The following is a 20,755-nucleotide window of genomic DNA, read 5'->3' as shown; positions in this document are numbered from 1 at the left end:
CACGACATGGGATGTCTGATAGAAGGGATTTCTCGCAACAATGGACATGGCCGAGACACAACACTTACAGCGCTTTGCTGACTTTCTCAGGTTCTGGCGCGGAGTCTTCGGGCTGAGCCAGGAGCAACTGGCCGAAATGGTCGGCACCTCGACTCGACATGTCAGTCGCCTGGAAAACGGGATAAGCAAGCCAAGTGAGGTGCTGACCGACCAAATCGCGGACGCGCTAAAGCTTGGCCGCAGGGATCGCAGCCATCTGCGCATTGCTGCGGGCTACGCGACCAATGAAATAGCGCAGGACTTTCACAGCCCGGATCTCAAGTGGTTAAGGTCTGCAATGCTCAGAACATTGCAGACACTGGATCCGTATCCATCCACCCTGACTGATGGCGCGGGCAATATCCTGATGGTCAACAAGGCCTGGGTAGGCTTCTATCAGGACAAAGTCGATACCGAGCGGCTCAGGCAAACTGTCAACTTGTATGACTTTCTGTTCAACGACGGCAGCGATGGCGCGCTGAGCGAGGAATGGCAAGACGCATTGTCGCTGGTGATCATGGCGTTCAAGCAGCATGTCATGCTCAACGGCAGCGATCAGGAAAATCAGACCCTGAAGCGCATTCTTGACTACCCCAACGTTCCAACTGACTGGAAAATACGCGCCTCCAGACTCGAGCCCAGAGCCAGCTTCAAAGTCAAAATTCAGCATCAGGGAATGGTCAGGAGCTTCTATAGCGTCAGCCAGATGGTTGGCGCACTTGGCCCGGCGGCCTACATGACCGAACCTAGGCTCAGCATCAACACCCTCTATCCCGAAGATGCCGCACTGAGCCTTGAAAAGCTGCTGCTTACCTCCCTAGAACATCCCCTGCTGTTCTACTGAGTGGCAGCCGTTCAACCGCATGGTTAACGCCATTGGCACAATCAATTCAGCGTCCTGATACTAGAGAACGGCTACGGTTTTGAACCATGTAGCCGATGGGCTATGTCGAGGTTGGTGCCACAAACTCCATAGCCCCCACTAATCAACATTGCCATCGCTGGATGACTGCTCTTGGTCGATTCTGTGGAAAAAGTTGGCTTCGGTTTCCACTGCAAAAAAGTGCGCGTCTGAGATTGAAATTCGTGTTTTGCGCAGAAGGTTCAGGGCTCAGATTTGATGTGGCAGCGCGCAAAAAAGGTGTTTTCACCGCTCAATGCATGGCTACGTCCAATTTCAGAGCGTAACTTCCACCGAAACCGCAAGACATGCTTCGGCGCTTCGCGTCGATGAACTTGCGGCCTGTGTGCAGATGAGCACTCCGACCTTTCACCACCACTTCCGTCAACTCGCCGCAATGAGCCCTCTGCAGTACCAAAAATGGCTGCGCCTGAATGAAGCAAGACGGTTGATGCACAATGAACACCAGGACGTATCCATTGACGTCTTTACTTGTCCGGCCTCTACCTTAGCAGTGGCGTATGCCTGTGCCTTGGCTGTTTTCTTTTGCTCGTTGGGATTGATCTGCTCATCAATGAGCGCCCTAGCCTGGTTACGCCCCTTGAGAATGTCCGTCAGGGATTTGCGCGGCCAGGTTCCGCAGGCGTACTCTTTGTTTTGGTCGCCCCAACGATAACGATAGAAAAAGCTGACCGACACACCGTCCTTGAGGACGGAGATTCGACCGGCCAGATTGCCATCCTCCCGGAGGATCCGGCCGGCATCATTGGCGATCAGCGACTCGAGTTCTTTGATGGTAATTTTGCCCATGAAATGGACTCCCCCTACTTTTACCCCCACAAAAACGTCGGCTCTTGATGGACGTTACTGGACTCTCGTAGCGCAGAACACCGCTGGAGCTCAAGTAAATACTCGCTTGGAAAAATCCAGAGTAAAATTTTGGAAGCTTTCAAGAAGTATGAAAAAGGAGATGGGGTGCTAGGGGTCGAGTGTTCGAATCACTCCGTCCCGACCATATAATTCAAGGGGTTGCGAGATTTTATCTCGCGACCCCTTTTTATTTTATTGCGTTTTTACTCCTACAAAACGGCTGGCTCTCAGTAGAATCCTCACCGCTTCGTTTAGAGCTAATTTCAGCTTTATCACTCTGTAGTGCGGTCTTTAGGACGACGTTTTTTTTCTTGTGTTGGCACTTTGTGTATCTGAAGAGTTCCTCGGTTACGAATCATCGACAGCTTGTCCATCAACTTGTCCACATAACGCCGACGGAAACTCTCCGTGTATCGGTAGTTCTGCTCTGCGTTTCTTACRAGTGTTCATATTCGCCCAAAAGCTATCCACAAAAAGCGGGGATATACCTGTGGATAATGGCCCGAACACTACGGAATACAGGGCTTGCAATGCAATGGTCAGTAACTGAGCAAGTTTTGTGTTCAGCTGAGCCTTGTTGGCGGTGATCTACCCGTTATCAAAACTGTGCAGCAGTATTACTCTCAATCGCCTCTGCAGCTGTCAGAGTATTTCTCATCAAACAAGCAACGGTCATAGGACCAACGCCGCCAGGAACTGGAGTCATGGCCGCCGCGATGTCCTTGGCAGAGTCGAAATCGACATCACCGACTAAAACCGAAACTCCGTTTTTCTCGACTCTGTTGATACCAACGTCAATGACCACTGCACCCGGCTTGATCGCCCTTGCATCAATAAATTCCGCCCGTCCAATCGCTACCACCAGGATGTCGGCCTGACGACATTCAGCGATGAGATCTCGTGTTCGGGAATGCACAATCGTGACCGTGCAATTTTCCTGCAAGAGCAAATTCGCCATTGGCTTTCCGACGATGTTGGACCTGCCGACAATTACCGCTTTTTTACCGCTAAGGTCACCGATCTGATCCTTCAACATCATCAGGCATCCCAGAGGAGTGCACGGAATCAGTTTGGCTTTACCCTGACCCAGCAGACCCACGTTGATCGGATGGAAACCGTCGACATCTTTGGCCGGGTTAATTGCCGCAATAACCTTCGACTCATCGATATGGGCGGGCAGCGGAAGCTGCACCAAAATCCCATGCACATAGCGGTCATTGTTCAGCTTATCGATCAGGTTCAGCAGGTCCGTTTCGGATGTATCGCTTTCGAGTAGGTGAGGGAACGAGTCAATCCCGGACTCAAGCGCCTTTTTCATTTTGGTTTTCACGTAAACCTGGCTGGCAGGATCGCTCCCGACTAGTACGACAGCCAGCCCGGGTGCTCTGCCGCGTTTTTCCCTGAAGGCCCTTGCACCGACGGCGACATTCTTGCGCAAGATTTCGGCAAACGCCTTCCCATCGATTATGGAGGCCTCCGGATTGGGCGCGTTATCCAAAGATTGTGTAATGGTCATTTCGTCCTACCCCATTAGCGGTCAGAAAGCTGCCTCCACGTTCTTGGAGGCAGTTGCATGATCAAGATTTCAGGCGTTCACCTTTCGGGTCGTAAAGGCATCCACGAATGACTTTCGCGGAGCATTCTTCACCCAGAATTTTGATGGTGAGTTCAGTATCCAGGGACGCGAGTTCGCGCTTGATAAAGCCCATGGCCAAACTCTTGTTAACGCGATAACCATAGGCTCCTGAAGTGGTAAGCCCTACCAGTTTCCCTTGATGGAAAATTGGCTCACTACCCAATGCATCAGCAGGGCCCGCTTGCACTTCCATCAGCACGAGACGGTGGGTGCTCGGTTTCTCTTTTTCTGCCAGCACTGCCGCACGCCCTTCAAAATCACCTTTATCGGTCTTGATGAAGTAGCTCATGTTGGCAGCCAGCGCCGAGTACTCGGTTGTCAGCTCGCGGCCCCAGATTTGATAGCCCTTTTCGATGCGCATCGAGTCCATGGCCCTCAGTCCGAAGTCGACGATCCCATGCGCTTCACCCGCCCAAACGAGTGCTTCGTAAAGTRCCTGCTGGTGTTGGAGTGGATGGTGGAGTTCCCATCCCAATTCGCCGACAAAGTTCATCCGCAACGCGCGTACGGGAGCGCCAACGACCTGGATCTCCTGGCCGGTAAACCAGGGGAATGCTTCATTACTCAGATCGGTGTCGGTGAGTTTTGACAGCACCTCTCTTGCTCTAGGACCAGCCAGGATGAGCGTGCCCCAGTCCCTGGTGATATTCGCGATGGAGATATTTGCGTATTTCGCTGCCCGTTGCCGTAACCAATCTTCAATCAGCAACTCACAAGCCGCCGGGCACATCAGGTAAAACGCGCCGCTTTCCAGGAGCGTCATGGAGAATTCCCACGCCACGCTTCCTGATGGGGTGAGCACATGGGCGAGAGCCACATCCCCGCATTTGGCAGGAACCTGGTTGGGGCTGATCCGATCCAGAAATGAACGAGCATCCTTTCCAGAGATCTCGAATTTTGTGAAGGCACTCAGATCGAGGATACCCACACGATTTTGCACCGCTTCACATTCCGACCGGACTGCTGCATCCCAATTGCCCCGGCTGTAGCTGAAGTTCTCGACTGGGGCATTGGCAGATTGTGCAAACCAGCTGGCACGCTCCCAGCCGTAATAAGCGCCGAACACCGCATTCTTGTGTTTGAGGATTTCGTAAATCGGCGTGGTCTTCACTTCGCGACACGCCGGGCGCATCGCGTATTCGTTCGGGCAGCTTAGTTGGTATTCGTTGGCGTACAGCTCAAGCGATTTGGTGACGGTGTAGGAAAGGTTCGCGTAGCTGCCAAAGCGACGGGAATCCAGCTCCCAAAGTTCAACCTCGGGGTGACCGTCGATGATCCACTGAGCAAGATAACGGCCTGCGCCGCCGCCCTGGGTGATTCCGAAACTGAACCCTGCGCAAGCAAAGTAGTTGTCGTAACCGTGCACGGGGCCGAGGAGGGGAAGGCCGTCCGGGGTGTACACGATAGGGCCATTGACCACGGTCTTGATCCCGCCGTCACCGATTATCCCCACCTGTTCCATCGCTGCGCCGATGATTTCTTCGAGACGGTTCAGTTCCGGTTGCAGCAGTTCCTGACCGAACGTTGCTGGAACACCATCGACTGCCCAGGCCACCGGCTCTCGCTCGTACGGGCCGAGGATCAGCCCCTTGCCCTCTTGGCGAAGGTAGTAGGAAATATCGGGATCGCGAAGCAGGGGAAGGTGCTGGGGCCGGTCCACCAGGGCTGGAATATTGTCAGTGACCAGATATTGATGTTCCAGGGAACAGATGGGGAACTGATGGCCGATCATCGCGGCCACTTCATTGGCTCTGAAACCTGCGGCGTTCACGATAATGTCTGCGTGAATGACGCCTTGTTCGGTCGTCACTTGCCATTTTTTGTCGGCGAGTTGAGTAATCGCGGTCACCGGATTGTGCCGAACAATGGTCGCGCCGTAACCACGTGCCAGTTGGGCCATGGCATTGGTCACGCTGGTCGGATCAATATGACCGTCATACGGGTCCCAAAGCCCACCCAGCAATCCGGTGGTGTCCAGGAAGGGATGCAGTTCTTTCAGGCGCTCACTGCCGACAACTTCGACGCCAGGCAAACCGGCAAGTGTAGCGAGGCCTGCGACCCGCTTGAACTCATCCAGACGTTCCTTGGTATGCGCGAGCCGGATCGAACCTGTTTGGTGATGACCGACCGATTGACCCGTCTGCTCCGCGAGCTGTTGATACAGCTCGATGCTGTTTTTCTGAAGCTTCATGATGTTCAGGCTGGTGCTGAACGACGGAAGGTTGCCCGCGGCGTGCCAGGTCGATCCAGATGTCAGTTCAAGCTTCTCCACCAGCATGACATCCGTCCAGCCGGATTTGGCCAGATGGTAAAGCGTGCTCACACCAGTAATACCACCACCAATCACTAAAACTTTGGCTTCCGATTTCATCTCGGGGGGATCCTTTGACGGGTCTATTGGAGACGTGATTCGCCGGGGCTCCGGGCGTCTGGATTCGATGCTAAGGCGCTTGAGATGGCACTACAAACGATGTATACCAGTGTCATTTATAAGTAGGGCTTATGCCGGGGTGTCGCGATGTCGTTGACCAATCTTCAGCTCAACTGGCTTCGGACGTTTGAATCAGTGGGGCGACATTTGAGCTTTTCGGCTGCGGCGATTGAGCTGAACATGAGCCAGTCGGCGGTGAGCCAGCAGATAAAATTGCTCGAGCACAAACTTGGCAAGGCGCTATTCCTGAGGCAAACACGTTCGATCCAGCTGACCGTTTCGGGGCGGGCGTATTTGGCAGTGGTCCGGGAAGGCCTTTGGCATATGCACCAAGGGATGAACAACATCTTCAGCTCGGTCGCCCAAGGCGTACTTGAATTGAGCGTCAACAACTCCTTTGCGCAGTTGTGGCTCGCCCCCCGCATGGAACGGTTCGCTGAGCTGTATCCGCAAATTTCTCTTCGCATGTACGGCGTTAACTGGGAGGCGGATGCTCCACCTTCCAGCGCAGAGCTGGAGATTCGCTACGGTGCGGGAAACTGGCAGCAGTACGACATCCAGCAGCTGCTCTCAACTGAGCTGAAGCCGTATTGCTCACTGGACGTTGCTGCCAAACTTCGAAGTGCCGGGGGATTGCTGAGCCTGCCCTTGATCGATGTGTTGGGCACACCCAATGGCTGGAGCGACTGGCTGGCTACTTACCCGCAAGGTGAGRCAGAAAACTATCAGCGTTTCTACGTCGACAGTTACGCAATCGCGGCGAGTATGGCGATTGAAAACGCAGGCGTGTGTCTGCTTAACGAGGAACTCGTGGAGAAATCCAGGCTGCGTGGACAGCTCGTGTCGCCGCTCGATCACAGCATTGAGTGCCTTGCCGGGTTCTACTTGCTGAAGCCACATAACAAGCCGCTGTCTGGGGCTGCACAGGCCTTTTGCACCTGGCTGGAGTCAGAGCTTCGTTAATCTCTGCGGACTGGGTGAGGAGTCAGGAGCCCGCTATAGGCGGGCTCCTTTCCCTTAACTGTTACTCGGAAACGCGAACTGCGCTGCCTCATGGCTGGCACGTTGTGGCCAGCGCTGTGTGATCGCCTTGCGACGCGTGTAGAAACGAACACCATCCGGACCATACGCATGAAGATCGCCAAACAGCGAGCGCTTCCAGCCGCCAAAGCTGTGGTACGCCACCGGAACCGGTAGCGGAACGTTCACACCCACCATGCCCACCTCGATCTCGTCACAGAACAGGCGCGCAGCTTCACCGTCGCGAGTGAAGATGCAAGTACCGTTGCCGTACTCGTGATCGTTGATGAGTTGCATGGCCTGTTCAAGGCTCGCTACGCGCACGATGCACAGCACTGGGCCGAAAATCTCTTCCTTGTAGATGCGCATTTTAGGCGTCACGCGGTCGAATAGGCATCCACCCAGGAAGAAGCCATTTTCGTTGTTGGCCACCTGAAGCCCACGACCATCGACGACCAACTCGGCCCCGGATTCAACACCTTCGTCCACGTAGCCCTTCACTTTGTCCCGGTGGGCGCCAGTGATCAGCGGGCCCATGTCGAGTCCGCAAGATGTGCCGGCGCCAATTTTCAGCGCCTGGATCTGCGGCACCAGTTTTTCGATCAGCGCATCGGCGATTTGATCGCCGACGCATACGGCGACGGAAATCGCCATGCAGCGCTCGCCGCAAGAACCGTACGCAGCCCCCATCAGGGCGTTCACCGCGTTGTTCAGGTCCGCGTCCGGCATCAGCACGGCATGGTTTTTTGCGCCGCCCAAGGCCTGGACACGCTTGCCGCGTTTGGTGCCTTCGGCGTAGATGTATTCAGCGATAGGCGTCGACCCTACGAAGCTCAATGCTTTCACTTCCGGCGCCTCGATCAACGCATCGACGGCTTCTTTGTCACCGTGAACCACGCTCATCACCCCTTTAGGCAAACCGGCTTCAATCAGCAGTTCTGCGATGTACAGAGTAGAGCTTGGGTCGCGCTCCGATGGTTTGAGGATGAAGCAATTGCCGCAGACGATGGCCAACGGATACATCCAGAGTGGAACCATCGCCGGAAAGTTGAACGGCGTAATACCAGCCACAACTCCGACGGGTTGGAAGTCGCTCCAGGCATCGATGTTCGGGCCAGCGTTGCGGCTGAACTCACCCTTCAGGATTTCCGGGGCGGCGCACGCAAACTCAACGTTCTCGATCCCGCGTTTGAGTTCTCCGGTGGCATCTTCAATGGTTTTGCCGTGCTCTTCGCTGATCATCTGCGCGATTTTGGCTTCGTTCTGCTCCAGCAACTGCTTGAAACGAAACATGACCTGAGCACGCTTGGCGGCCGGAGTCTTGCGCCATGCAGGAAAGGCGGCTGTCGCGACGTCAATGGCGTGTTGAACGGTGGCGCGATCCGCGAGTGAGACCTGATGGATGACCTCGCCAGTGGAAGGGTTGAACACGTCCGCGGTGCGGCCAGCGGTGGCGATATGTTCGCCGTTGATCAGGTGTTGAATGATGCTCATGGGTGAAGACCTGCAAGATTGAAAATAGAAATGATGCTGGCGGCGTCGACCCGCCAGCATGGGTGTTTGCCTGCACGTTGTTGCGTTAATCGATGTGGTTCAAGGCTTCCCCGACCGCGTCAAACATGCGGTCAAGATCTTCAGGTTTAGCGTTGAAGGTCGGCCCGAACTGAAGGGTGTCGCCACCGAAACGCACGTAGAACCCCGCTTTCCAAAGCGCCATGCCCGCCTCGAACGGGCGAACAATTGCATCACCTTCACGGGGTGCAATTTGAATAGCGCCTGCGAGGCCGCAGTTCCTGATGTCAACGATGTGTTTTGCGCCCTTGACGCCGTGCAGTGTGCGTTCGAAATGCGGTGCCAGGTCAGCTGATTGCTGGATGAGGTTTTCCTTCTCCAGCAGATCCAATGTTGCGAGGGCCGCAGCGCAGGCAACCGGGTGCGCCGAATAGGTGTAGCCATGGCCGAATTCGACCGCGTATTCAGGGCTCGTCTGATTCATGAAGGTTTGGTAGATCTCGCTGGATGCGATCACCGCCCCCATTGGAATGGCGCCGTTGGTGATCTGCTTGGCCACGTTCATGATGTCCGGCTTCACGCCGAAGTACTCCGCGCCGCTCCAGGTGCCCATCCGCCCGAACCCGGTGATCACTTCGTCGAAAATCAACAGGATGTTGTGTTGAGTGCAGATCTCGCGAAGGCGCTGCAAGTAACCTTTGGGAGGCACGATGGCACCTGCGGAGCCCGACATCGGCTCGACAATAACGGCTGCGATGTTCGTCGCATCGTGCAGTTCAATGAGTTTGAGCAGCTCATTTGCCAGTTCCACGCCACCGGTTTCCGCCATGCCTTTGGTGAAGGCCAATCCCGGCTGCAACGTGTGGGGCAGGTGGTCGACATCCATCAGTTGACCGAACATCTTGCGGTTGCCCCCGATGCCACCCAGGCTCGTGCCCGCGATGTTCACGCCGTGATAGCCGCGTGCTCGGCCGATCATTTTGGTCTTGGTCGACTGACCCTTGAGGCGCCAGTACGCCCGGGCCATTTTGACCGCAGTGTCCGCGCACTCGGAGCCCGAGTTGGTATAGAACACATGGTTCAGGTCGCCGGGCATCAGGTCAGCGACGCGCTCGGACAACATGAACGATAACGGGTGGCCATATTGAAAGGCTGGCGAGTAATCAAGAGTGCCCAACTGAAGGGCTACGGCTTCCTGGATTTCCTTGCGCGAATGGCCTGCACCGCAGGTCCACAGGCCTGACAGACTGTCGTAGACCTTTCTGCCTTCGGAGTCTGTCAACCAGCTGCCTTGCGCAGAAACGATGAACCGTGGGTCACGCTGAAAGTTGCGATTCGAGGAGAACGGCATCCAGTGTGAATCCAGTTTCAGCTGGCTGGCCAAGGGAAGTTCGTGAGCCTGTTGTGTGTTCATGAGCAGTGGTCCTCGTGGAGAGATACTCATCGTGGTCAATCGGAGAGTTGGCCTTGTTGAGCGTCCTGAAATGGAATTCAAGGCTTGCCTAGAAACTGACACGCGCTTAGATTCGATAAAACACACCTTTCGATACCCTTGGTTTCAGGTTACCTAAACTATGAAAGCGCGCCGTGCCAATCCAGTTGCTCAAGTCACTGATTTTGATATTCGGATGCTCAAGATATTTCGCAGTGTCGTGGAGTGCGGTGGATTCTCCGTTGCAGAGAGCGTTCTCGGTGTTGGCAGGTCAGCCATCAGTCAGCAAATGACAGAGCTTGAGCAGCGATTAGGTTTACGGTTATGTCAGAGGGGACGTGCCGGGTTCTCCCTGACGGAGGATGGGCAGCAGGTGTATGAGGCGTGTTTACGCTTGTTGTCGGCGATGGAGGGATTTCGAAGCGAGGTCAACGGGATGCACAGTCACCTCCGGGGCGAGTTGATCATTGGCTTGACGGATAACCTGGTAACGATGCCTCACATGCGCGTCACGGATGCATTGGCTTCTTTAAAGAAAAAAGGACCTGACGTTCAGATCCAGATTCGAATGAGTACACCTGGTGAAGTGGAGCAAGGCGTGCTGGACGGTCGTCTGCACGTAGGCGTAATTCCTCAGGTCGGTGCGCTTTCAGGCCTTGAATATCAGCCGCTGTATAGCGAGCGTTCTCAGCTCTATTGCGGTGTTGGCCATCCTTTGTTTTTCGTCAAGGATCTGGATTTAAATGAGCAGCGTATCCAGGAGCAGGACGCCATAGCCCCGACATTCCGCTTGCCGGCAACCATCCAGGAGCATTATCAAGCGCTGAACTGCACTGCCAGCGCATCGGACAGAGAGGGAATGGCATTCCTGATTCTTACGGGCCAATACATTGGGTACCTGCCTGATCACTACGCGCGGAGCTGGGTTGCAGAAGGAAGGCTCAGGGCGTTGAAGCCCTATTCCTGTTTTTACGACCTGACGCTGGCTTCTGTTACCCGGAAAGGTCGCCGTCCCCATTTGGTATTGGAGACCTTTCTCGAATCCCTGGCGATGAGCGGCTGACGAATGTCGAGCCTTCAACGTAGCAACTTACGAATCAGTACAGCTTATTAATAAGCACCTGATACATCGTTTGTTGTAGGCATAAAACCGCTCGTACGATTCGCTCCAGAGGCTATGTTCGATGCCTGTGGAGGTTTTGATGCAACGCGAGGCTATGGAATTCGATGTCGTCGTAGTAGGAGGAGGGCCTGCCGGCCTATCTGCTGCCATTCGCCTGCGTCAATTGGCAATGGTAGAAGGCCGGGAGTTGTCAGTATGTCTGGTCGAAAAAGGCGCAGAGGTCGGTGCGCACATCATGTCCGGTGCTGTGTTTGAACCTACCGCGCTGAATGAGTTGTTTCCCGACTGGCGAAACATGGGGGCGCCACTGAACACCCCGGTGCAGTCGGACGAAATTTTCTACCTGTCGTCTTCACGCCTTTCAATCCGGGTTCCCGGGGTCTTCGCCCCCAGCACGATGCACAACGAAGGCAACTTCATCGTCAGCCTAGGCAATGTATGTCGTTGGCTGGGTCAGCAAGCTGAGGCGCTCGGTGTCGATGTGTTTCCAGGCTTTCCTGCGTCCGACGTGCTGTACGACGAGGAGGGCAGGGTCCGAGGTGTCTTGACCGCCGACATGGGCGTCGGCCGAACCGGAGAGCAGAAAGGCGGCTTTACGCCTGGTATCGAGCTTATCGGCAAGCAAACCATCTTCGCTGAAGGCTGTCGCGGGCACTTGGGCAAACAGCTGATCAGCAAGTATCAGCTCGACGCAGACTCTGATCCTCAACACTACGGGTTGGGCATCAAGGAAGTCTGGGAAATCCCCGCTGAGCAGCATATTCCCGGGCTTGTGATTCATAGCACTGGATGGCCATTGACCCAGAGTGGCACGCAGGGCGGCGCTTTCATGTATCACCTGGAGGACGGTACGGTGGTGATCGGGCAGGTCGTGGATCTCAACTATCGCAATCCTTACCTGTCGCCGTTTGATGAGCTTCAACAACTCAAACATCACCCGCTTTATGAGCAGTATTTGCGCGGTGGCTCGCGCATCAGCTACGGCGCGCGAGCCATTGCGAAAGGCGGGCTTCAGTCTTTGCCGAAGATGCACTTCCCAGGGGGCCTGCTGATTGGGTGTGATGCCGGCACCTTGAATTTTGCCAAGATCAAAGGCTCCCACACGGCCATGAAGTCCGGAATGCTGGCGGCTGAAACCATCTTTGAGGCGTTTGCCGTCAATGAGTCGGCCGGTCAGGATCTGGCAGCGTATGCGGGTAAATTCAGGGCGTCGTCCATTTACGACGAACTTTACCAGCAGCGTAATTTCGGTCCCGCTATGCACCGATTTGGCAATCTGATCGGGGCCGCATACGCCTGGGTTGATCTGAACCTGTTGAAAGGGAAATTGCCCTGGACTTTCCACGACAAACGCCCCGACTACTCGACCATGGATCCTGCCGATAGTGCTTCGGTCATTCACTACCCGAAACCCGACAACGTCCTGAGTTTCGATAAGACCTCCTCGGTCTATTTGTCGAACACGAACCATGAAGAAGATCAGCCCTGCCACCTGACGCTCAGGGACTCCTCGATACCCATCGCGTTCAACCTGCCCACCTATGCCGAGCCGGCGCAACGGTACTGTCCCGCCGGTGTGTACGAGGTTGTGGAGGATGCGTCAGCGAGCCGATTTCAGATCAATGCGCAGAACTGTCTGCACTGCAAAACCTGTGACATCAAGGACCCGAGTCAGAACATCGTTTGGCGTGCACCCGAGGGAGGCGGGGGACCCAATTACACCAGCATGTAGAGGAGGAAGAGTCGCTACGCGATTGAGCGACCGAAGCGTGACTAGTGCGATGCGTGGAACAGAACAATAACGAACTCAATGAACACACTGCCTTCCTTACTAGAAATCTATCGGGAGCATCATGAAAAAATTAGCGTTGGTTCTCGTCTCTGGCTTGACCTCCTTCGCCGTGATGGCGCAAGAAAACCTCACGGTTGTCACATATGGCGGGAGTGTCGCAGCGGCTCAGCAACAGTCCTCGATCAAACCCTATGCCGATAAAACAGGCGTCAAGATTCGTACCGAAGATTACTCGGGAGGTATTGCCCAGCTCAAAGCTCAGGTTGAGTCGAAAAAAATGGCCTGGGATGTGATCGATATGGAAATGCCGGATGCCGTGCGGGCCTGTAATGCCGGCCTGTTGGAGCGCATCAACCCGGCGAAAGATCTCGCCGCCGCGCCTGATGGCTCTACGGCGACGGATTTCCTGCCAGGTTCGCTGAACGATTGCGGGGTCGGTGCTTACATTTGGAGCACGGCGGTTGCCTACAACACCAATGCCTTCAAAGGACAGGCCCCCACAACACTGGCTGATTTCTTCGACCTCAAAAAATACCCCGGCAAGCGTGGCTTGCGCAAAGCGCCCCAGGCGAACCTCGAATGGGCTCTGTTAGCGGATGGTGTTCCTCGTGATCAGGTGTACGAAACACTGGAGACCGATGAGGGGCTTCAGCGTGCTTTCAAAAAGCTCGACTCGATCAAGAGCCAGGTGATTTGGTGGGAAGCTGGCGCGCAACCTCCGCAGTTGCTGGCAGATGGTCAGGTCACGATGACTTCCGCCTGGAATGGTCGGATCTGGGCTGCACAGGCGAAAGAAAAACAGCCATTCAAAATCATCTGGGACGGCCAGATGTATGACATCGATGTGTGGGCCGTGCCGGTGGGTGCACCCAATAAAGCCAAGGCCATGGATTTCCTGCGTTTCGCAACCTCGACTCAGATTATGGCTGACCAGAGTCAGTACATCGCTTATGGCCCGACACGCAAGTCGTCCCAGCCACTGGTTCACGCCGATATGAAGTCGAGTATGCCAACCGACCCGGCCAACTTTGCGACGGCATTGCAGGTGAATTCGGAGTGGTGGGGTGATCATGCTGACGAGCTGAACGAACGCTTCAACGCCTGGCTTGCAAAATGATCGTCTGAATTTAGCCGTTAAGCCGTGTGGGTCGGCTTGCCATCGAAGTACCAGATTCGGTGAGGGATAGCGGCTATTAGCCGAGCTGATCAAAGGAATTGCTCTCTGCTTGGTGCACTTTGCCCGACGCTTGCGTCGGGTTTTTTTCGTTTCAGCGCAAAACAAAAAAGCTGACCTGCAAGACGGCTCGACGAATAAGTTCTGCTTATCCATATGCCCTATATAGATCGTTTGTAAGAGGCTATAGGGGCTTATAGCATCGGATTCCAGAGGTTTGGACTTATTCGGAGGTTGCTATGAAGGTGCTGGTGGCGGTGAAGCGTGTCGTAGACGCCAACGTCAAAGTCCGTGTCAAAGCGGATGAATCTGACGTTGAGTTAAGCAACGTAAAAATGTCGATAAACCCCTTTTGCGAGATCGCTGTGGAGGCCGCACTTCAATTGAAGGAAAGCGGGCAGGCCAGCGAAATCATCGCCGTATCGGTGGGTCCTGACGCTTGTCAGGAGCAGTTGCGAACCGCACTGGCAATGGGCGCAGACAGAGCCGTGCTGATCAAGACGGGTAGCGATCTGGAACCCCTTGCGATTGCCAAACTTCTCTACACGGTCACCCAGCGTGAAGAACCCGGCATTGTTCTCCTGGGTAAGCAATCCATCGATGGTGATAACAACCAGACCGGTCAAATGCTTTCCGCCTTGATGGGCAGCGCTCAAGGCACCTTCGCTTCGCAAATCAACGTCGTCGGTGAGTGGGTCAATGTCATTCGCGAGGTCGACGGCGGACTGGAAACCAGAAGCTTGCGGTTGCCAGCAGTGATCACCGCTGACCTGCGCCTGAACGAGCCACGCTACGCCTCTCTTCCGAACATCATGAAAGCGAAGAAAAAACCACTGGAGGTCATTGATGCCGGCGACCTCGGTGTCGATATCGCTCCTCGTTTGAAAGTCATCAAGGTCTCGGCGCCGCCTGAGCGCAAGGCAGGCATTCGTGTGAGTAGCGTTCAAGAATTGGTCGAGAAGCTGAAGAACGAAGCGGGGGTGATCTGATGGCTGTTTTATTGATTGCTGAGCACCACGAAGGGGCTCTTAAATCGAGCACCTTGAACGCGCTTTCAGCGGCGGCGAGCCTTGGGGCAGACGTCGACGTTTTGGTGGCGGGTCAGCAGGCGGGCAGTGTCGCTGAGGAGTTGGCCACCTTCGCGGGTGTGAGTTGCGTACTGATTTCAGATGCGCCCGAGTATGCAGATCAAGGTGTCGAGAATGTGGCCGCTCTGGTGACTGAGCTGGTGAAGACCTCGACCTACGGCCATGTCATTGCCGCCTCTACGGCGTACGGCAAAAATTTGCTTCCTCGTGTGGCTGCATTGCTGGATGTCGCCCAAGTCAGTGACGTGGTGGAAATCGTTTCCCCGAACACATTCGTTCGGCCGTACTACGCCGGTAATGCCCTGGCGACCGTTGAAAGCGCTGACGTCGTCAAGGTGCTGACCGTTCGCACCACCGCGTTTGCAGCAGCCGAACGCACGGGGGCATTGGCTCCTATCAAGGCCATTTCCGTCTCTCACGACACCGGTCTTTCCAAATTCCTGAGTGCCGATTTCAGCGTCTCTGACCGGATCGAATTGACCTCGGCCAAAATCGTCATTTCCGGCGGTCGTGGCATGGGCAGTGGCGAAAATTTCGCGCTGCTGGAAAAAGTCGCCGACAAGCTGGGTGCTGCGGTGGGTGCCTCTCGTGCAGCCGTCGACGCCGGTTTCGTTTCCAACGATATGCAGGTTGGCCAGACAGGCAAGATCGTGGCGCCTGACTTGTACATCGCTGTCGGTATCTCGGGTGCCATTCAACATTTGGCCGGCATGAAAGATTCCAAAATCATCGTTGCGATCAACAAGGACGAAGAAGCGCCGATTTTCCGCGTTGCTGACTACGGCCTGGTTGCCGATTTGTTCGAAGCCGTTCCAGCTCTTGAAGCTGCCCTGTCTCGAGGAGTCTGAAATGAGCGCCAAGCGTACTTATACCTTTGCTTTCGATTGTCCGGACCGGGTGGGAATCATCACCCGCACGGCGGGCCTGTTCGCCAGTCATGGCGGTTGGGTTGAAGAGGCCTCGCAGTTCTCTGACGAAGAGAGCAATCGCTTCTTCAGTCGCATGGTTGTTCGCGCGGAGACCCTGCCGTTTGACATCGAAGTGTTGAAACGCAAAGTCGAACCGCTCGCACAAGAGATGTCGATGAACTGGCGGCTGGTCGACAGTGACCAGCGCAAGCGTGTGGTGCTGATGTGCAGCAAAGGCTCGCACTGCATGACCGATCTGCTCGATCGCTGGAAGACCGGTGATCTGGTCTGTGATATCGCCTGTGTGATTTCCAACCACGAGGATTTGCGCAGTCTGGTCGAGTGGTACGGCATTCCATTCGAATACGTACCGGTCGACAAAGACAACAAGGCTGCAGGGTTTGCCAAAACCGAACAACTGATCGATGAGTACCGCGCGGACTGCATCGTCCTCGCGCGTTACATGCAGATCCTGCCGCAGAACCTGTGTGAAAAATACCGCCATAAAGTCATCAACATCCACCACAGCTTCCTGCCCTCGTTCATCGGCGCAAAGCCGTATCACCAGGCATCCCGTCGTGGGGTAAAGCTGATCGGCGCGACCTGTCACTACGTGACCGAAGACCTCGACGAGGGGCCGATCATTGAGCAGGACGTCGCGCGCGTCAGCCACGAACAGTCTGTCGATGATCTTGTGCGGTTAGGCAAAGACGTCGAAAAAACCGTATTGGCCCGTGGGCTTCGAAACCATCTCGAAGATCGCGTGCTCGTGTACGGCAATAAAACCATCGTGTTCTAAGCACCCCCCAATCGTCGAGCCAGTTGCCCTGCCTGGGGTGCTGGCCCTGGAGTTTTAAAATGAGCAATACCGTTCCGAGTTCGGCTCGTGTCGTCATCGTCGGTGGTGGGGTTATCGGGTGCAGCGTTGCATACCACCTGACCAAACTGGGCATCAAGGATGTCGTGCTGCTGGAGCGCAAGACGCTGACCTGCGGCACGACCTGGCATGCTGCCGGCCTGGTGCCGACCCTGCGCGCGACCTACAACATGAGCATGCTGGCGAAGTACAGCGCTGGCCTCTACGAGGGCCTTGAAGCAGAAACCGGTCAGGCCACTGGCTTCGTGCGTAACGGTTCCTTGAGCGTCGCGACTCACCAGGAACGTTTCACCGAACTCAAGCGCGGCGCGTCGATGGCCAAGCTTTGTGGCTTTCCCTGTGAAGTGGTCAACCCTGAGCAAGCGCTTGACCTGTGGCCGCTGCTGAACATCGAAGACATCGTCGGCGGCGTGTATTTGCCGTTGGACGGTGTGGTCAACCCGGTTGACGTCACCCAGGCACTCGCCAAGGGTGCTCGAATGGGCGGCGCTAAAATCATTGAAAACACCCAGGTCCTGGACATCAAGATCAAGGATGGCAAGGCCGCCGGTGTCGTCACGGCTCAGGGCGATATCGACGCTGAGTTCGTGGTGAACTGCGCCGGTATGTGGGCGCGTAATTTCGGCAAGAAAGCCGGGGTCAACATTCCCCTCCACGCCGCAGAACACTACTACGTGGTCACGGAGCCGATGCCGGAAATCAACGGCATCATGCTGCCGACACTGCGTGACCTGGACTACTACAACTACTTCAAGACCGACGCCGGCAAACTGTTGATCGGCACCTTTGAGCCCAATGCCAAACCGTGGGGCCATGAAGGCATTCCTGATAGCTTCAGTTTTGATGAATTGCCACCTGATTTCGATCACTTGGAACCCTACCTGGAAGCGGCGATTCGCCGTATCCCGGCGCTGGAGAAGACCGGGCTGCAAGTGTTCTTCAACGGTCCTGAAAGTTTTACCCCCGATGACCGCTACCACTTGGGTGAAGCACCTGAGTTGCGCAACTATTTTGTCGCCGCTGGCTTCAACTCGGTGGGCATCCAGTCAGCGGGCGGTGCCGGCAAGGTGCTGGCCGAATGGATTGCCAAAGGTCACGCGCCGATGGACCTGTGGGACGTCGACATCAAGCGTAATTTGCCGTTCCAGGGTAACTCTCAATACCTGTACGACCGCACCACGGAAGGTTTGGGCCTGCTGTATGCCATGCATTGGCCTTTCCGTCAGTTCGAGTCCGCTCGCAACGCGCGCAAAAGTATTCTCCATGACCGCCTGGTGGCCGCCAATGCCTGCTACGGCGAAGTGGTGGGTTGGGAGCGCGCGAACTTCTTTGCACCGGAAGGTCAGAAGCCGGAATACGGGTACAGCTGGGGTAAACAAAACTGGTTCGAGTGGTCGGCAGCCGAACACAACGCGGTGCGCAAAACCGTCGGCCTGTTTGATCAAAGTTCCTTCGCCAAGATACTGGTCCAGGGCCGCGATGCGATGTCGGTGCTCAACCGGATTTGCAGCAACAACATTGATGTCGAGCCGGGGAAGATCGTTTACACCCAGTGGCTTAATGAGCGCGGTGGTATCGAGGCCGACCTGACCGTGACACGACTTGAGAAGGAGTCGTTCCTCATCGTCACCGGTCCATGGACGCAGACTCGCGAGCTGAACTGGTTGCGCCGCAACACGCCGGACGAGGCGAATGTTGTCTACACCGATGTCACCTCGTCGATGGCCGTGATCAGCGTGATGGGTCCTAACGCCCGCAATTTGCTGCGACCGCTGACCACCGACGACCTCTCCAACGAGGGCTTCCCATTTGCCACGTCCAGGGAGATCGAACTCGGCTATGCCCGCGTACGAGCGTCACGGATTACCTACGTGGGCGAGTTGGGCTGGGAGCTGTACATCCCGACTGAATTCGCCCCGGATGTATTCGACCGAATCGTCGCGGCGGGTGAGCCCCACGGCTTGAAGTTGTGTGGTTATCACGCCCTGAACTCCCTGCGTATCGAGAAGGGCTATCGCCACTTCGGCCACGACGTGGTGGAGGAGGACACGCCGCTGGAAGCCGGGCTGTCGTTTGCTTCGGACTTCAACAAGGCCGGCGGTTTCATCGGCAAAGAGGCGTTGCTCAAGCAGAAAGCCGAAGGCGTGAAAAAACGCATGGTCCTGTTCAAGTTCCTCGACCCGGAGGCCACCAACTACCACGAAGAACCGATCTATCGGAACGGAGAAATCGTCGGCCGCACCACCTCTGGCATGTACGGCCACTTCATCGGCGGCAACGTCGCCATGGGCTATGTCTGCAACGCCGAAGGTGCAACGGCTGACTGGGTGAAAGAAGGCAAGTACGAGATCGAGGTGGCCACCAAGCGCTATGAGGTGGAGGCCAGCCTTCGAGCGTTCTACGACCCTGAGATGAACAAAATCAAGTGCTGACCCCCCTGGGCCAACCGTATTAGCGGCGCTCAGGCACGGTATAGAAACGTCATAACAACAAGTCGATTGAATCGCGCAGTGCCCGGAGGTTCGACTCCGGGCCAGGCGCAAAAATCGCCGGAGACAACCATGAATGCAAAATGCATCGCCAGGTCCAAGTCGTCGCCAACCCCGTCGGGTGCGCAGCTTTGTGCCGCTCCATCACACCTTATCGATTCCGGGCTCGCCCTGGGCCTTTTCTGCCGAAAGATTCCTCTTGAGTTTGCCGCGTCGACCATCAGACCTGGGCGTCCGTACGCCTGATTGATGGCTGTCCTGTGTCCACGCGAACAAGAGAAACCGTGTGAGCGCCGTTTAAGACGGCTTCGCACTTAGCTGATCAAAGAATTGCAGAAGGGTGTTCACATGCAAACAGAATCCTTTGTGAGTTTTCGCAATGTGCAGAAGAGCTACGACGGCGAAAACCTCGTGGTCAAAAACTTCAATCTGGATATTCAGCGCGGCGAATTCATCACCATGCTTGGGCCGTCCGGCTCTGGAAAGACAACGTGCCTGATGATGCTGGCGGGTTTTGAAACCGTCACTCACGGGGAAATCTCCGTCGACCGCCAGCCGGTCAACGACATCTCGCCACAGAAGCGCGGTATCGGCATGGTCTTTCAAAACTATGCCTTGTTCCCGCACATGACCATTGCTGAGAACCTGGCTTTTCCGCTCAAGGTGCGCGGCCTGTCTTCAAGCGACATCCAGGACAAAGTCAAGAAGTCCCTGGACATGGTCGCCATGGGCCCRCTGGGCAATCGCATGCCCGCACAACTGTCCGGTGGGCAGAAACAACGAGTGGCCCTGGCTCGGGCGCTGATTTTTGAACCTCGCCTGGTGCTCATGGACGAGCCGCTCGGCGCGCTCGACAAACAACTGCGCGAGCAAATGCAGTACGAGATCAAGCGTCTTTCCAAGCAACTTGGCATTACCGTTGTTTACGTCACCCACGATCAGACTGAAGCACTGACCATGTCTGATCGCATTGCGGTGTTCAACGATGGTGTGGTTCAGCAACTGGCCAATCCGTCCGACCTGTACGAGAAACCCGAGACCGCCTTCGTTGCCAGCTTCATCGGTGAAAACAACCGGCTGACGGGGGAGGTCATCGAGCGCGACGGGGATTACTGCCAAGTGCAAGTCGGCAACCTTCGGGTGAAGGCCGTTGGGGCGAAATCCGCGAGTACCGCCCGTGGCACGAAAACCACCTTGTCGATTCGCCCGGAGCGCGTCTACCTCGATCCAACTGACGGCCAATGCGACAACCGGCTTCCGGCAAAAATTCAAGAGCTGATCTATCACGGGGACCACCTGCGCCTGCGGCTGAGCGTCGCGGACCAGGATGACTTCATCGTCAAAGTGGTCAACGGCGTCAACCAGTCGACGCCGACTCCCGGCGCCCTGGTGACCGTAGGGTGGCGTGCTGACGACTGTCGAGCGCTCAACACCGTTATCTAACTTTCGTCACCGCTCACACG

General features: G+C 55.8%; 14 protein-coding genes and 2 pseudogenes. 11 read left to right on the top strand and 5 right to left on the bottom strand.

The features are described 5' to 3' along the window. The first annotated feature begins 40 nt into the window (after positions 1-40). Positions 41-883: a helix-turn-helix domain-containing protein gene (locus tag AC1DRN_RS06055; protein ID WP_223457182.1), complete on the top strand. Its 843-nt coding sequence runs from the start codon at positions 41-43 to the stop codon at positions 881-883. Positions 884-1,247: 364 nt separating this feature from the next. Next, positions 1,248-1,418 (top strand): annotated as a pseudogene (locus tag AC1DRN_RS06050) (helix-turn-helix domain-containing protein); the annotation flags it as partial. Between the two features lie 2 nt (positions 1,419-1,420). Here the strand turns inward: AC1DRN_RS06050 and AC1DRN_RS06045 are convergent. From AC1DRN_RS06045 to AC1DRN_RS06035, 3 genes and pseudogenes are all read right to left on the bottom strand, one after another. Next, a pseudogene (locus AC1DRN_RS06045) lies at positions 1,421-1,750 on the bottom strand (integrase arm-type DNA-binding domain-containing protein); the annotation flags it as partial. A gap of 658 nt (positions 1,751-2,408) precedes the next feature. After that, a complete protein-coding gene (folD, locus tag AC1DRN_RS06040) occupies positions 2,409-3,326 on the bottom strand; it encodes a bifunctional methylenetetrahydrofolate dehydrogenase/methenyltetrahydrofolate cyclohydrolase FolD (RefSeq protein WP_223457184.1) in 918 nt (305 codons plus the stop codon). 61 nt (positions 3,327-3,387) lie between these two features. Beyond that, positions 3,388-5,817 (bottom strand): FAD-dependent oxidoreductase, encoded by a 2,430-nt coding sequence (locus AC1DRN_RS06035; RefSeq protein ID WP_477786651.1) that lies wholly within the window; start codon positions 5,815-5,817, stop codon positions 3,388-3,390. A 147-nt stretch (positions 5,818-5,964) separates the two neighbouring features. Between AC1DRN_RS06035 and AC1DRN_RS06030 the strand changes: the two genes are divergently transcribed. Continuing rightward, a complete protein-coding gene (locus AC1DRN_RS06030) occupies positions 5,965-6,840 on the top strand; it encodes a LysR family transcriptional regulator (protein ID WP_477786650.1) in 876 nt (291 codons plus the stop codon). A gap of 54 nt (positions 6,841-6,894) precedes the next feature. Here the strand turns inward: AC1DRN_RS06030 and AC1DRN_RS06025 are convergent, their stop codons facing one another. Together AC1DRN_RS06025 and aptA are read right to left on the bottom strand one after the other, a co-directional pair. Beyond that, positions 6,895-8,391: a CoA-acylating methylmalonate-semialdehyde dehydrogenase gene (locus AC1DRN_RS06025; protein WP_223457191.1), complete on the bottom strand. Its 1,497-nt coding sequence runs from the start codon at positions 8,389-8,391 to the stop codon at positions 6,895-6,897. An 85-nt stretch (positions 8,392-8,476) separates the two neighbouring features. Further along, on the bottom strand, positions 8,477-9,823 hold the full coding sequence (aptA, locus tag AC1DRN_RS06020) for an omega-aminotransferase AptA (protein WP_115947916.1): 1,347 nt from the start codon (positions 9,821-9,823) through the stop codon (positions 8,477-8,479). A 160-nt stretch (positions 9,824-9,983) separates the two neighbouring features. Here aptA and AC1DRN_RS06015 point away from each other — a divergent pair, with 160 nt between their 5' ends. The 8 genes from AC1DRN_RS06015 to AC1DRN_RS05980 all read left to right on the top strand — a co-directional run bounded on the left by AC1DRN_RS06015 (position 9,984) and on the right by AC1DRN_RS05980 (position 20,735). Continuing rightward, a complete protein-coding gene (locus AC1DRN_RS06015; protein ID WP_108215550.1) occupies positions 9,984-10,904 on the top strand; it encodes a LysR family transcriptional regulator in 921 nt (306 codons plus the stop codon). A 139-nt stretch (positions 10,905-11,043) separates the two neighbouring features. After that, entirely contained in the window at positions 11,044-12,696 is a 1,653-nt protein-coding gene (locus tag AC1DRN_RS06010) for an electron transfer flavoprotein-ubiquinone oxidoreductase (RefSeq protein ID WP_223457194.1), read from the top strand. Between the two features lie 121 nt (positions 12,697-12,817). Next, complete coding sequence (locus AC1DRN_RS06005) at positions 12,818-13,873, top strand: ABC transporter substrate-binding protein (protein ID WP_223457196.1); 1,056 nt, start codon at positions 12,818-12,820, stop codon at positions 13,871-13,873. A gap of 296 nt (positions 13,874-14,169) precedes the next feature. Then, positions 14,170-14,919 (top strand): electron transfer flavoprotein subunit beta/FixA family protein, encoded by a 750-nt coding sequence (locus tag AC1DRN_RS06000; RefSeq protein ID WP_223457198.1) that lies wholly within the window; start codon positions 14,170-14,172, stop codon positions 14,917-14,919. Then, a complete protein-coding gene (locus AC1DRN_RS05995) occupies positions 14,919-15,866 on the top strand; it encodes an electron transfer flavoprotein subunit alpha/FixB family protein (protein WP_223457200.1) in 948 nt (315 codons plus the stop codon). The genes AC1DRN_RS06000 and AC1DRN_RS05995 overlap by 1 nt, the downstream gene beginning before the upstream one ends. Position 15,867: 1 nt before the next feature. Continuing rightward, entirely contained in the window at positions 15,868-16,725 is an 858-nt protein-coding gene (gene purU, locus AC1DRN_RS05990; protein WP_046035443.1) for a formyltetrahydrofolate deformylase, read from the top strand. A 59-nt stretch (positions 16,726-16,784) separates the two neighbouring features. After that, entirely contained in the window at positions 16,785-19,235 is a 2,451-nt protein-coding gene (locus AC1DRN_RS05985) for a GcvT family protein (protein ID WP_223457202.1), read from the top strand. 405 nt (positions 19,236-19,640) lie between these two features. Then, on the top strand, positions 19,641-20,735 hold the full coding sequence (locus AC1DRN_RS05980) for an ABC transporter ATP-binding protein (protein WP_223457203.1): 1,095 nt from the start codon (positions 19,641-19,643) through the stop codon (positions 20,733-20,735). The last annotated feature ends 20 nt before the right edge of the window (positions 20,736-20,755 follow it).

This window comes from Pseudomonas sp. P5_B3 (assembly GCF_056400405.1).
The sequence above is the reverse complement of the archived record's forward strand: the minus strand, read 5'-3'. Positions and strand labels throughout refer to the sequence as shown.